General features: G+C 65.1%; 14 protein-coding genes. 4 read left to right on the top strand and 10 right to left on the bottom strand.

Annotated elements, in window-relative coordinates; translation table 11 throughout:
- Positions 1 to 29: 29 nt before the first annotated feature.
- The 3 genes from AC4ELH_RS04340 to AC4ELH_RS04330 form a co-directional block, all read right to left on the bottom strand.
- Positions 30 to 1715: a GMC family oxidoreductase gene (locus AC4ELH_RS04340; protein WP_498883312.1), complete on the bottom strand. Its 1686-nt coding sequence runs from the start codon at positions 1713 to 1715 to the stop codon at positions 30 to 32.
- Positions 1716 to 1860: 145 nt separating this feature from the next.
- Positions 1861 to 2019, bottom strand: coding sequence for a hypothetical protein (locus tag AC4ELH_RS04335; RefSeq protein ID WP_301678942.1), 159 nt, complete (start codon positions 2017 to 2019; stop codon positions 1861 to 1863).
- A 47-nt stretch (positions 2020 to 2066) separates the two neighbouring features.
- Positions 2067 to 2921: an alpha/beta hydrolase gene (locus AC4ELH_RS04330; protein ID WP_448448746.1), complete on the bottom strand. Its 855-nt coding sequence runs from the start codon at positions 2919 to 2921 to the stop codon at positions 2067 to 2069.
- Between the two features lie 94 nt (positions 2922 to 3015).
- Here AC4ELH_RS04330 and AC4ELH_RS04325 point away from each other — a divergent pair, with 94 nt between their 5' ends.
- On the top strand, positions 3016 to 3588 hold the full coding sequence (locus AC4ELH_RS04325) for a TetR/AcrR family transcriptional regulator (RefSeq protein WP_498883311.1): 573 nt from the start codon (positions 3016 to 3018) through the stop codon (positions 3586 to 3588).
- A gap of 107 nt (positions 3589 to 3695) precedes the next feature.
- Here AC4ELH_RS04325 and AC4ELH_RS04320 read toward each other — a convergent pair whose 3' ends face one another.
- Entirely contained in the window at positions 3696 to 4505 is an 810-nt protein-coding gene (locus AC4ELH_RS04320) for an LLM class F420-dependent oxidoreductase (protein ID WP_064881385.1), read from the bottom strand.
- A gap of 139 nt (positions 4506 to 4644) precedes the next feature.
- Between AC4ELH_RS04320 and AC4ELH_RS04315 the strand changes: the two genes are divergently transcribed.
- Positions 4645 to 5373, top strand: coding sequence for a Type 1 glutamine amidotransferase-like domain-containing protein (locus tag AC4ELH_RS04315; RefSeq protein WP_463794161.1), 729 nt, complete (start codon positions 4645 to 4647; stop codon positions 5371 to 5373).
- Positions 5374 to 5982: 609 nt separating this feature from the next.
- Here the strand turns inward: AC4ELH_RS04315 and AC4ELH_RS04310 are convergent.
- The 6 genes from AC4ELH_RS04310 to AC4ELH_RS04285 form a co-directional block, all read right to left on the bottom strand.
- Positions 5983 to 7140 (bottom strand): serine hydrolase domain-containing protein, encoded by a 1158-nt coding sequence (locus AC4ELH_RS04310; protein ID WP_498883310.1) that lies wholly within the window; start codon positions 7138 to 7140, stop codon positions 5983 to 5985.
- A 130-nt stretch (positions 7141 to 7270) separates the two neighbouring features.
- Positions 7271 to 7753 carry a nitroreductase/quinone reductase family protein gene (locus tag AC4ELH_RS04305; RefSeq protein WP_498883309.1) on the bottom strand — a complete coding sequence of 161 codons (483 nt, stop codon included), beginning with the start codon at positions 7751 to 7753 and terminating at the stop codon, positions 7271 to 7273.
- 23 nt (positions 7754 to 7776) lie between these two features.
- Positions 7777 to 8319 (bottom strand): VOC family protein, encoded by a 543-nt coding sequence (locus AC4ELH_RS04300; protein ID WP_498883308.1) that lies wholly within the window; start codon positions 8317 to 8319, stop codon positions 7777 to 7779.
- 107 nt (positions 8320 to 8426) lie between these two features.
- Positions 8427 to 8996, bottom strand: coding sequence for a helix-turn-helix domain-containing protein (locus AC4ELH_RS04295; protein ID WP_498883307.1), 570 nt, complete (start codon positions 8994 to 8996; stop codon positions 8427 to 8429).
- A 251-nt stretch (positions 8997 to 9247) separates the two neighbouring features.
- On the bottom strand, positions 9248 to 9403 hold the full coding sequence (locus tag AC4ELH_RS04290) for a hypothetical protein (RefSeq protein ID WP_448447446.1): 156 nt from the start codon (positions 9401 to 9403) through the stop codon (positions 9248 to 9250).
- An 85-nt stretch (positions 9404 to 9488) separates the two neighbouring features.
- Entirely contained in the window at positions 9489 to 10250 is a 762-nt protein-coding gene (locus AC4ELH_RS04285) for an IclR family transcriptional regulator (RefSeq protein WP_498883306.1), read from the bottom strand.
- Between the two features lie 176 nt (positions 10251 to 10426).
- Between AC4ELH_RS04285 and AC4ELH_RS04280 the strand changes: the two genes are divergently transcribed.
- On the top strand, positions 10427 to 11704 hold the full coding sequence (locus AC4ELH_RS04280) for a DUF6986 family protein (protein WP_498883305.1): 1278 nt from the start codon (positions 10427 to 10429) through the stop codon (positions 11702 to 11704).
- Positions 11701 to 12528: a bifunctional allantoicase/(S)-ureidoglycine aminohydrolase gene (locus AC4ELH_RS04275; RefSeq protein WP_448447440.1), complete on the top strand. Its 828-nt coding sequence runs from the start codon at positions 11701 to 11703 to the stop codon at positions 12526 to 12528. Before AC4ELH_RS04280 ends, AC4ELH_RS04275 begins: the two co-directional genes overlap by 4 nt.
- Positions 12529 to 12571: the final 43 nt, after the last annotated feature.

The raw sequence follows: 12571 nt of genomic DNA, 5'->3' as shown, positions 1-12571 counted from the left end.
GGAGAGTTATTGGTTTGCCTTGACTCCCGCTATCCCAGGATCGCCCGCGCAGCGCGCTCTGCTATCAGCATGACCGGCGCGTTGGTGTTGCCGGACGTGATGGTGGGCATCGCCGATGCATCCACCACTCGAAGCCCAGCGACGCGATACACCCGACAATCGGTGTCGAGCACCGTGGCACGTGACCGCGGAACACCGCGGGTGTCAAAAGCTCCCATCGCGCAGGTGCCCACCGGGTGGAAGATTGTTGTGCCGAGTTCACCCGCGGCCTGCTGCAGGTCTTCGTCGCTCACCAGTTTTGGGCCGGGTAGCAACTCTTCCGGGCCGTAGGGGGCCAGCGCCGGCGCTGCCATGATCTGCCGGGTCATCCGAAGACCCTTTACGGCAATGTGACGATCATCGTCAGTCGACAGGTAGTTACAGGTGATCTTTGGATTGGCCAGCGGATCGGCACTGGCCATGCGCACATGGCCACGGGAGCTGGGGCGCAGGTTGCAGACCGAGGGGGTGATCGCTGCATAGCGGTGTAGTGGTTCGCCGAACTTGGGCAGCGACAACGGCTGCACATGCCACTCCAAATCGGGACTGGCCAGCACTGGGTCGCTTTTTGCGAAAGCCCCCAGCGTGGAGGGCGGCATGGTCATCGGCCCTGATCGCAGCGTCAGGTACTGAAGTCCCATGCCGCCACGGGTGACCCAGTTCCGGTACAGCGTGTTGACGGTCCGGGCGCCTCGCACGCGGTAGACCGTGCGCAGCTGCAGGTGGTCCTGGAGATTTTCGCCCACTCCTGGCAGATCGACGACCACCGGCACGTGATGCTGGGTGAGCAGCCCTGCCGGGCCCAGACCCGAGGCCTGCATGAGATGTGGCGAGCCGATCGCCCCGGCGCTCAGGATCACCTCTCGGCGGGCTTGGACGTCGAGAGTCTGGCCGTCCTTGAGTAGTCGCAGGCCGGTGACGCGATGCTGGGCCGTGGTCCAGGCGCCGTGCCGCTGATCGTCGGGAACCTGGTTGTCCATCAGGAGTCCCAGGGCCTGGGTCTCGGTGTAGACGGTGAGATTGGGCCGGTGGGCGACGGGATGCAGGAACGCATCCGCCATCGACCAGCGCCTGCCTCGTCGTTGGTTGACGTGAAAGTAGGCGCTGCCCGAATTGTCGCCCCGGTTGAATTCCGCGATGGGGGCGATGCCGGTCTGGGCGGCGGCGGCCTGCCAGGCATCCAAGATCTTCCAGCGCACGCGCGGCCGCTCGACACGGATCTCTCCACCGGTGCCGTGCCACTCGTCGGCCCCGCCGAAGTAGTCTTCCAACTTCTTGTAGATCGCCAGTGTCTCGCCAGGGGTGTCCGGGCCGCCCCAGCGCCATCGGTCGTCACCAGTGGCCTGCGCCCACAGATCGTAATCGCTTGACTGTCCGCGCATGTGAATCATGGCGTTGATCGACGAGCAACCACCGATCACGCGGCCCCGCGCATAGTGAATGCTGCGGCCGGCCAGGCCTGGATCGGCCTCGGTCGTGAAGCACCAGTCGGTGCGGGGATTGGCGATGGTGTACAGATAGCCCACCGGCACCTTGATCCAGAACCAGTTGTCTTTGCCGCCGGCCTCGATCAAGAGCACACGGTGATCGGGGTTCGCGCTCAGCCGATTGGCGAGCAGGCAACCCGCACTGCCTGCTCCCACGATGATGAAATCGAATTCGGCGACGGGGCTCATTCCGGAATCGTTCCTCCATGACGTCGGGTGCGTGTCCTAGTGTGGCTGACCATCGGGCGCCCACAGGTTCCCATGCTGAAACCAGCTGAGAACAAAGTTGATTCGTCATGAGTTCTCGGCGAGCAACCGTGCTGATCCAGATATGTCAATCGGGGGAGCGATCGTCCTGCTCATTGCGACGGCGCGCGGCTTCGATGATCTCGGGCGGGGCCGGCCGCTGCAACCAAGCCCGTATCCGCAGCAAGCCGCCGGCGATGATGCCGACGGCAAGGACCGCGACCAGGATCCAGAGCGCAGTGGACATACGGCCATTGTCCGCCTTGTCCGACCGTGTATGGGCCGATATCGCACTCACAGAGGCCGACAGGTCCTGAGGTAACTGAGGAACGAGGCCTGCACGCCAGTCACGTGCGTTTCGCGCAGGATTTCGCTGGTGACCGCTTCGTTGCGAGACTTGAGGCGATGGAGGACGACGGCTGTGTTCTTCGCGAGGCTTTGATATACGGCCAGGTCTCCGAGAAGCTCTCTGTCGTTGAGGGTTACGTGAAGTTTGGTGCCACGCCGGCTGTCGCCCAACTCGTCGAGCTGGGCGAAGATCTGACTGTCTTCAGAGATGATGCCGGGGCTGCCCGCTGCGATGCTCTCGAAGAGGGTGCTGCCGGTGAGCCAGGTGTAGAGACTGAAAAGTCCGCCGTAGGAGTAGCCGAAAAGACCGTGACCGCTCGCTGCTGTGGCGTAGTCGTGTTCGATCCGCGGGTGTAGTTCGGAAGTAATGAAGCTCAGGAACACGTCGGCATGAGTGTCGCGTAATTCGGCCAGGTAGGCGTCGGATTCCTCTCGGGTCCTCGCGCCGGTCTCCAACCCCATCTCGACGGCATCGATGAGTTCCTTGGCGATGGGCTCGCCCGGTGGCACGAAGTCTCGGTTGCGCAGCCGATCCCAGTCTTGTGCTTGATCGCCCGCGTAGCCGACGCTGACTTGGATGTAGGGCTGGATCCGCTGCATCGGGTCCATCTGGGTGACGATCAGCGGAGCCGTCAGGCCCACAGCCCAGTTCCCGTCGAGCACGTACACAACAGGCAGTCGTGCCGTAACGCGGTTGTAGCCGGGCGGCGTGGTCACCCACACGCCGTAGTCATGCCCACCGCTGGAGCGCATCTCGAAATAGTCGGTGTCGGCGAGACAGCCGTGCCACATGGAGCTCATCAAGGGTCCTTCACAACTCAGCGGGCCTCGCAGGACGGCGCCCTCAGAAATATTATCCATTGGATAACTCTTATCCAATGGATAAACTGCGGGAGTGGCCCTGTCAAGCACGGAACTCAACGGCGGCGCACGCGACCGGCTCCTGGCTCGGCTGCTCGACGCCTTCGAGGGGGACCTTCCCTCGCCGGAGGTGTCGCTGCGGGAGGTCGCCACTCGAGCTGGGACCAGCCACGCACTGCTGCGGTACCACTTCGGGTCACTCTCGGGAGTTTTGGCGGCCATGCTTACGGTGCAGCGATCTCGTGACAACGAGGCGCTTTTCAAGACCGCTCAGCAGGGCACGTTTGACGACCTCGTCGTGGCGATCTGGCGGACCTACACGCGCCCCGAGCAGCTGTCACGCATCCGCGGCTTCTTTCACGTCGTGGGGCTCGCCGCCTACAGCCCAGAAGAGTTTCGTGAGTTCATCGACTCGCTCGACGACCTGACCGCGACGCTGGCCTCACTCGCGGAACGCGAGGGGCATGACACCAAGGAAGCGCTGGACATGGCCACCGTCGCTACCGCCACTATTCGTGGCCTGCTCTTGCAGAAAGTTCTCACTCCGGCACTGCACTCGGAGGACACGGTTGCCTTGATCCTGCGCATGAGCCGAGCCCGTGACTGAGCGCAGCGCCACGCCGCCCAGTCTCGGCCACAGCGCGGATCGCCGCGGCAAGCTCGATGCGCACGTCATCGCGCCACACCCGTGTCAAAGACACACGCCGACTGCCGTCACCCGTTGTCCCTCCAAGCGACCACCTGCTTCAGAGATGCGAGGTCGTATCCGTTGTCGGAGGTGAGCTCGGTCTGGAACAGCGTGACGCCGGCTTCGCGGAAGGCGTCGGCGCTGTCGGCGTCCTGCCACAGGGTCGAGCGTTCGATATCGGCGCCGTTGCGGCCGAATGTCGCTGCCAACTCGTCGACGCGGTCGCTGGACTTGCGGAACGCGTCGAGGTCCTGGAACGCGTGCCAGATGTCGGCATGCCTGGCGACGGCGGGCAGCGAGCGCTTGGGGCCCGTGCCGCCTATGAGGATGGGCACCTTGCGCAGCGGCGGCGGGATCAGTGCGGTGAGCCGGTTCTCGATGCGGATCAGGCTCTCGTCGAACAGATCGAAGCGGGAGCCGAAGGTGCCGAAGTCGTAACCATAGGTGGTGTAGTCCTTTTCGTACCATCCGGCGCCGAGGCCGAGGATGAGCCGGCCGCCACTGATGTGGTCGACGGTGCGCGCCATGTCGGCGAGCAGGTCCGGGTTGCGGTACCCGACGCCGGTCACGAGGAGCCCGATCTCGGCATGCGAGGTGATCTCACCCCACGATGCGAGCGCGGTCCAGCCCTCGAAATTGGCGACGTCGGGTTGCTCGTCGAACAGGACGGGCTTGCCGTCGACGAGAGCCTTCATCGCCGGGCGATGGAAGTGGTCGTAACCGAAGATCACGTCAACGCCGAGGTCGTCGGCGGCCAGGACGGCGTCGCGCCAAGTGCGGTAGTCGGGGGCACCGCCGGGCTGGATCTGCACGGCGACGCGAACGGGACGGGTCATGGATGCTCCTGGGTCTGGGAGAGGGCCGACTTTTGAGCCAAGTTGACCGAGGTGCGGGTTTATTCCTTGCGGTGCAAGACCTCGTCGCCGGCCGAAAACCGGATTGCCCCCAACGGGCGGTGCGCCTACCGTCCCAGCCATGCCCGCGGATGCACCCACCATTCTGGCGACCAGTGGCGGAATAGGACCGGGGCGGCGCACGCGTCTCGCGTTCACCGCCTTGACCGATTACGCGGTGGAGCTTTCCGGTGTCACCGGACGACCTCCGCGCGTCTGCATGTTGGCGACGGCGATGGGTGACGACAAGGCGGTCCTGCACTACCTCACCGAGGCGGCGCAGGTTCGTGGCTTCGTCCCGTCGCATGTGGCGTTGTTCCCGATGCCGACCGTCGACGATGTCACCGCGCATCTGTTGGAGCAGGATGTGGTGTGGGTGTTCGGCGGCAGTGTCGCGGGACTGCTGGCGATGTGGCGACTGCACGGAGTCGATGAAGCCCTACGTACAGCGTGGCAGGCCGGGGTGGTGCTGACCGGCATCTCGGCCGGTTCCATCTGCTGGCACGCCGGCGGCACCACCGATTCGTTCGGCCCGCAACTACGACCTATTACCAACGGGCTGGGGTTCCTGCCCTACGCCAACGGCGTGCACTACGACTCCGAGGATCAGCGCCGGCCGCTACTACATGAGTTGGTGGGCACCGCGGTTCTTCCATCAGCGTTCGCCACCGATGACGGTGCCGGCGTTGTCTACCGCGGCACTCAGTTCGTCGAAGCCGTCGCCGAAAATGACACCGCGGGAGCGTATTTCGTCGAACGGCGCGACGCCGCCGCGGTAGCCGAGACCGCGCTCGATGTCCGACGGTTGTAGCGCTGGACCCGATCAGTCGTTTCATCGCGACCGTTTACTATGCGGGGCGTGGTGACCTGCCGCCGGAAGGTGTGTGGGTGAGCCCCAAGGGCGACCGGTCGTATGTGTATGACCTGCGCGCAATGAATGCTACGCAGGATGGACGGCCGCTTGCTCTCGACTAGTGAGGGCCGCGACTCCCAGGCCTGCGAAAAGTGCGGCGCCGCCGCCGGCGACGATTGCGCCGGTAGGCGAGAGGGCTCGGGCTCGGATCCCACGTGCGGCAGCGATGACGTCCAGGAGGTCGGTGAGTAGTCCCAGCTGTAGCGCCCGAGTCTGCAATCGTGGGGAAGCCGTTTCGGTGATCGCGACTGCCAACGTCAGCTCCCGCGAGCCGAAGAGTTGAGTCGTGAGTGGCTGGTCGCGGCCGGCACTGAGTCCGATGAGTCGACCCGTGGTGTTCGGAGCCAACCAGGCGGCGATGCCGGTAGTGAACCGTAGAGCGGCAAAGGTGCGAATGAGCACGTTGCGATTCATACTCTCAACACTTCAGGAAAGCCGGGAGCCCCTCAAGTAATGGCCTGATGTTCGCCGTGGGGGAGCACCGCGGGTGTCAGTTGCGTCGCGGTGTCACAGCGCGTCGTACACCGCGGCGATGAGCCGATAGGCTCGGCGATCGCCGGCCAACCAGTCGCGGCGCAGATTGGGCGTGAACGCGAAAGCGACCTTGTGTTCGAGATCGGCCAGTCCCACCGAGCCGCCGGCGCCCGGGTGGCCGAAAGCCGTCCGTTGTGCCGGTTCGGGCACCACGAAGTTCTGCGACGGCAGCATGTAGCCGAGCCCGAATGCGCTTTCCAAACACAGCACCCGGTCGTTGCCGCGCACGCGTTCTGTCGTCGCTTCCCGCAGAGGGCCTGGGGCGACCAGGGTTCCGCTGATCAGGTCACCATAGAATGTGGCCAGGTCGCGAGCGGTGGTGACGAGCCCAGCCGCGGGCCAGCCGGCCGCCAATACTTCTGGATCGTTATAGGATGCAACGGGATTCGTTGATGCCCGGAGGAACAGCGATTCTGGATCGGACATCGCGGTCACCATCTCGGCGACGATGTCTTCCGGTATAGGCGGCGCGTTCTCGACGCTCCAGACTCGCTGCTCCGGCGGCGGCGAACTGATCCGGGCAACGTCGGGCACCGCCGAACCAGAAGTGCCGATGAACAGCCGATCGCCCAAGTGGCGCCGGGTGAACTCGCCGACAGTCATATCGCTGTGGCGGCGCACGAATTCGCCGACCAGCCAGCCGAAAGACAAAGCGTGATAACCATGTTCGGTCCCGGGCTGCCAGAGCGGAGATTGGCCCGCCAACAGGTCGGCCATCGCCGCGGGGTCCGCGGCCTGGGCCACCGAAACCGGGCGCTCCACGACGGGCAACCCGGCTCGGTGGGCCATCAGGTCGCTCAGCGTGGTCTCGTGCTTGTCGTGTTGTGCGAATTCCGGCCACCAGGCGCTCACCGGGTCGTCGGCGCCGTGGCCGCATTGCTGGGCGACCATGAGGGCCGCCGTCGCGGTCACACCCTTGGTGCAGGAAAAGGTTGGACAAGCAGTGTCACGCGTCCACGGACGCCCGGTCCGTCTGTCGGCGATGCCTCCCCACAGGTCCACCACCGCACGACCGTCGACGAAGACCGCCACCGCGGCGCCGAGGTCGTCGCCGTTGGCTAAACCTGCTTCAAAGACGGCTTTTACTTCCGCAAACGCAGGGTCCGCGTGCCCCGCCGCTGAACTGGACATGCACCGAATTAGAACACGTTCTAGTATTCGGCGAGTGCGGTTCCTCACATCCCGCTTTGTTCGACTCGGCCGTATTCCTTTCGCCACGCAGCAGTGCCTCGCTCCAGATGTGGCGGGGGAGAGCTGCCTCTCATCCCATGGATCGAGTGGGCGCGAAGCGGATCGTCACCAGTGGCACCGGCCGGTCGATTGTCGCCTGGAACTCGGCCAACAGCTGGTTGTTTCGCCGCACCCACTCGGCGAACTCGTCGTACTCGGCACCCGCCAGTGCCGTCGCCGTTCCCTCACGCGTCTCGGTCCCGATCTCGACAGTGACGGTCGGGTTCGTTCTGATGTTGTGGAACCAGTCCGGATCCCGATCTTCTCGGAACGAACTGAGGTAGAGCGTGTCGCCGCGATAGTTGGGCGCCAGAGGCACTACTCGGAGCGCACCGCTACGGGCACCGGTCGTAGTCAACAGGATCAGCGGGGACCCGACGTAGTGACCGCCGACCTGGCCCGCGTTCGCCCGGAACTCGGCAATTACGTCGTCGTTCCAGTTCGATGGATCTTGGCCGGCTTCCTGATTCCAAGGGGCGTCGGCGTCGTCGTAGCTGATGTCTTGGTCCGCCATGATTGGAACCTACTTCTGGTCGATCAGTTTTGGGGGTCAAGGACTTTGGGGAGCGCCTGAAGCAGTGTGTCGTGGATATAGGTGAGTTCGGGAGTCGGCTCCCACGCCGCCGAATCGTCAGTGTTTCCGGACCAGTCGGTGCCGGTGGAGCTCTCGCCCCGGTTGTTGTCCAGGGCGGTCCCGCGTTGGTAGACCCACCACAGGTTGTGCCAGGGGTCGAGGAAACGGGAGAAGACTTCACCGAAGAACTCGGTTGGGGAGGTGATGATCTCGGCACTGCCAGCGGCCGCACGCTCCAGCACGACCTCGACATTGTCGACATAAACTTGCAGCAGTGCCGGGGTGAATGGCCAGCCGGGCTTCCGTTCGGCGAACATCACAGTGCTGCCACCGATCTGAAGCTCGGCATGCAGGAGGAGCCCGTCGTCGTCGACGGTGCGGGCGTCGGGATGCTCGACGGCGTCGAACACATCGGTCAAAAAACGGATCAGCCCCTCGGCGTCACGCGTGATGATGAACGGGTTGATCGTCGAGAATCCGGCCGGTGCAGCGGGGACAGCAGTCATGGGTTTCCTTTCGTCACCACTAGTTGATCGCGAGACCGCAGGCCAGTTCTTGAACCAGAACGACAACTCCCGATGCCGACACCGTCGCGGTGTCGTCTGCGGGCGCGTCAGTGCTGCCTACGCCTTTGGGCGGCAATGATCGCGGCCGGGGTCTGACCGCGGATCAACCGCAGTGAGCGCGTCAGATGCGGCTGATCGGCGAATCCGGCCGCGGCCGCCGCTTCCGCAGGCGAGTGCCCCGTCTGCAACAGGAAGTAGCCGTGCTGCGCGCGGTGAAGTTGATCGATCTGTTGAGCGGTCAGCCCGACCGTGCGACGGTAGCGGCGTTGCCAAGTCCGTTCCGAGGCGCCGATCCGATCCCCGTTCAGTGCCTTGCGGACCTCCTCGTCGACCAGTAGCCCGCGGTTCTCAGCCAGGTGATCGACCCAGTCTTCAAGATCGGGCCAGGTTGGCACCGGCCATCGGTGATCTCCGAGGAGGACGTGGCCGCCCGATACGGGCAAGGTCACCGTCTCGCCGAGTATCGCCCGCTTGGGCACGCCTGGGATTGCGACATAGGCGGCGAGTTCGACGCCCCAGTACCGCTCACCCAAATGCCCGTCGACGACCCGATTGCGCAGGCTCGGACCGTCCAGCTCCGCGGCCAACTCTCCGTCCCGGCGACGGATGAACGACAAACCCCAATACTCGGATCCGATTACCGAATAGCGTTCCGGACTCTCCACGTTCGCGCGCCAGACTGTGCGTACCCACGGTGATCGGCCCGCACGTTCCTCCCACACCCGAGGAAACATACTGCCCGGCACCTCCGGCCACTATTGGTGCCCGGATCAGGTCCGGTTTGGCTGCTTGCACACAACTGCTCGTACGGATCGCCTGCACGCTGAACCGTCACGGCGAGCCGGCAGCGGTGTACGAAGCCGAGGCGTCACCAACGACTCGTGGGCAGGGCGGCCTGCTCGATATCGAGGAGCGCACCGGGCAGGTCGCAGACGACTTCGGGCTGGCCGCTGGTGGTGGCCACCGCCCGGACCGCCTTGTGTCCCCAGCGGATCGCGCCGGTAGGCAGTGCGTCGATCAGCATGGCCCGCAGCTCGCCGCGGTGGCATGTTCCGCGACCGTCTGGGCTAGGCGTCGACACCCTTGCGTGAGTAGCTGTAGGCCGACGTTTACTGCTCTTTGGCCCCGATCAGGGCCTCCGAGATCACGCCGGTGGCCTTCTTCAGCGCGGGCACGGCTCGGGCGATGAGTTCCTCACTGACATGAGCCGAGGGCCCGGAGATGCCGATTGCCATCGGAGTCGGGGCGCCGGGCACTGCCATCGCGACGGAGCGAATCCCGATCTCGAGTTCCTCGTTGTCGATCGCGTACCCGTCGATGCGCACGCGCTCTACGTTCGCGAATACCGCGGAGAGGGTGGATGCACTGTTCTCGGTCGGTGCGGGAAGTCCGGACTGTGTCACCAGTTTCAGAATGCGCGCGTCGTCCAACTCGCCCAGAACAGCCTTGCCCACACCGGACGTGTGCAGACCGACGCGCTGGCCGACTTCACTGTTCGTGCGCACCAGCGTCGAAGGCAGAACCTGTCCGGTGTAGATCACCATGTCACCGTCCAGCACTGCGAGACTCGCGGTCTCGGACAGTTCGTCGACCAACGACTGCAGTACCGGAGCGGCGACCGCGCCCAATTGGCGGTTCGCAACTTCGCCGAGCCGAATCAATCGCGGCCCCAGGGCGTAGCGGCGATTGGGCAGTTGGCGCACGTAGCCGATTCCGACCAGGGTGCGCAGGAAACGGTGAATGGTCGGCGGCGGCAACGGAGACTCCGCCGACAACTCTGTCAGCGAGCACTCTCCTCCGGCACGCCCGATCAACTCCATCAGCTCGAACGCGCGCTCCACCGACTGCACGCCGCCTGTCTTCCCCGCCATGCATTCCACTCCCGGCCGACAACTGTCGTTCCATCCAACACGCGCAAGATTATTTCCGCAATATGGAAAAGTGTTTCGATGAGGAAACGCATATCAGGCGCCGATTGCACTCGCGTTAAACTCCACAATGTGGAATTGTGTCCATACGGGAACTTTCAGACAAGGGAGGCACATCTGTGACACGACGCCTCGACGATGCGGTGCTGGCCGACGTCGATCGCCGCCTCTCGGCCGCTGACGCAGAACTGGTGAACCGATACCCCGGCGACGACGGCCGTCGGCAGCCGGTCCACACCGTCTACATCCCGGGCAACCGGTACTCGGCGACGATGCCCGCCGACTGGGGATCGATCGCCCTCGCGGCTGCGAAGGACGCGGGCGGGCTCGACGCCGTGGCCGCACTCGTCGGCGCCGGCAGCGGAACCGACTGTGAACCCGAGACTCTCGCAGGCCTCGTCCAAAACAAGCTGGCCACCGAGCCGATCGAAGACCTCCGCATCGACTTCGAGGACGGCTACGGCACCTTCGACGACGCGACCGAGGACGCCGATGTCGCACACGCGATTGCCGGACTGCGCGTCGCGCTCGACGCCGGCACCTCGACGCCGTTCGTCGGCACCCGCTTCAAATGCTTCGAAGCTGGCACCCGGGCGCGCGGGCTGCGCACACTCGACATGTTCGTCAGCGGGCTCGTCGAATCCGGTGGCCTCCCGGAGGGTCTCATCCTCACCCTGCCCAAGGTGACGTCCGTCGGCCAGGTCGAGGCGATGGTCATGGTCGCGAGCGCACTCGAAGGGGCGAACGGACTCACCTCCGGCCGCATCCGCTTCGAAGTGCAGGTCGAAACGCCGCAGGCGATCCTCGGCGCCGATGGCCGCGCACCCGTAGCCCAATTCATCCACGCCGGCCAGGGCCGCGTCAGCTCACTGCACTACGGGACCTACGACTACTCGGCGTCCCTCGGTATCGCCGCCGCCTACCAGTCGATGGAGCATCCCGCGGCGGACCACGCCAAGAACGTCATGCAACTCGCCGTCGCCGGCACGGGCGTGCACATGTCCGATGGCTCGACCAACATCCTCCCGGTCGGCGAGCCCGGCAATGTCGCCAAGGCGTGGAAGCTGCACGCGCGCCTGGTCCGGCGCCACCTGGAACGTGGCATCTACCAGGGCTGGGATATGCACCCCGCCCAACTCGTCACCCGATTCCTGGCGACCTATGCGTTCTACCGTGGCGCCTTCGCGCCGGCCGCGACACGCCTACGCAACTATGTCCACCGGCTCGACTCGACCGTCATGGACGAGCCGGCCACCGCCCGCGCGCTCGCCAACGTCATCCACCGGGGCAGCGTGTGCGGCGCCCTCACCGTCGATGAGATCGAGACAGCCACCGATCTCTCCATGTCCACCGTGCGCGACATCGCGCTCGGCCACACCACCAGGAGCAATCAGTGACCCCCCCGAGGACCGAAGCGTCGTACTACACGCCCCGCGGCGGACTGCCCCCGCAGACCGATCTGCTGACCGACCGCGCCATCGTCACCGAGGCCTACACGGTGATCCCGCGCGGCGTCCTCTCCGACATCGTCACGTCGGTGTTCCCGGAGTGGACCGATACGCGCGCGTGGATCATCAACCGGCCGGTCGCCGGTGGTGCGACCACGTATTACCAGGCGATCGTCGAGGTCAAGCCAGGTGGCGGGGCGCAGCGACCCGAGCCGCAACCCGAGGTGCAGGGCTTCCTGTTCGTCACGTCCGGTGCGCTCACCGTCGACGCGGCAGATCAGTCGCAGACCCTCACCGAGGGCGGCTTCGCCTACCTTCCGGCGGGCACCGCCTGGTCGGCCCATAACAACGGCGACGCCGACGCGACGTTCGTGTGGATCCGCAAGCGCTACGAGGCCATCGAGGGCCACACGCCGTCGGTCAAGTTCGGCAACGAGCAGGACATCGAGCCGTCGGCCATGCCCGGAACTGACGGCAAATGGCGCACGACACGCATGCTCGACCCGCAGGACCTCGCGTACGACATGCACGTCAACGTCGTCACGTTCGAGCCCGGCGCGACCATTCCGTTCGCCGAGACCCACGTGATGGAACACGGCCTGCTGATGCTCGAGGGCAAGGCCGTCTATCACCTCAACGGAGACTGGGTCGAAGTGCAGGAAGGCGACTTCCTCTCGCTGCGCGCCTTCTGCCCGCAGGCCTGCTACGCGGGCGGGCCGTCCAACTTCCGTTACCTGTTGTACAAGGACGTCAACCGCCAGATCATGCTCTGACATACGATGAGGCCGGGCCCCTGATCAGGTGCCCGGCCTCGTC

Source organism: Mycobacterium shunyiense, assembly GCF_058270075.1.
The sequence above is the reverse complement of the archived record's forward strand: the minus strand, read 5'-3'. Positions and strand labels throughout refer to the sequence as shown.

Excerpts from the sequence above, each read along its gene's own strand:
- AC4ELH_RS04340 (WP_498883312.1), bottom strand. The coding sequence starts at position 1,715 with ATGAGCCCCGTCGCCGAATTCGATTTCATCATCGTGGGAGCAGGCAGT.
- AC4ELH_RS04335 (WP_301678942.1), bottom strand. The coding sequence starts at position 2,019 with ATGTCCACTGCGCTCTGGATCCTGGTCGCGGTCCTTGCCGTCGGCATC.
- AC4ELH_RS04330 (WP_448448746.1), bottom strand. The coding sequence starts at position 2,921 with ATGAGCTCCATGTGGCACGGCTGTCTCGCCGACACCGACTATTTCGAG.
- AC4ELH_RS04320 (WP_064881385.1), bottom strand. The coding sequence starts at position 4,505 with ATGACCCGTCCCGTTCGCGTCGCCGTGCAGATCCAGCCCGGCGGTGCC.
- AC4ELH_RS04315 (WP_463794161.1), top strand. The coding sequence starts at position 4,645 with ATGCCCGCGGATGCACCCACCATTCTGGCGACCAGTGGCGGAATAGGA.
- AC4ELH_RS04310 (WP_498883310.1), bottom strand. The coding sequence starts at position 7,140 with ATGTCCAGTTCAGCGGCGGGGCACGCGGACCCTGCGTTTGCGGAAGTA.
- AC4ELH_RS04305 (WP_498883309.1), bottom strand. The coding sequence starts at position 7,753 with ATGGCGGACCAAGACATCAGCTACGACGACGCCGACGCCCCTTGGAAT.
- AC4ELH_RS04300 (WP_498883308.1), bottom strand. The coding sequence starts at position 8,319 with ATGACTGCTGTCCCCGCTGCACCGGCCGGATTCTCGACGATCAACCCG.
- AC4ELH_RS04290 (WP_448447446.1), bottom strand. The coding sequence starts at position 9,403 with ATGCTGATCGACGCACTGCCTACCGGCGCGATCCGCTGGGGACACAAG.
- AC4ELH_RS04285 (WP_498883306.1), bottom strand. The coding sequence starts at position 10,250 with ATGGCGGGGAAGACAGGCGGCGTGCAGTCGGTGGAGCGCGCGTTCGAG.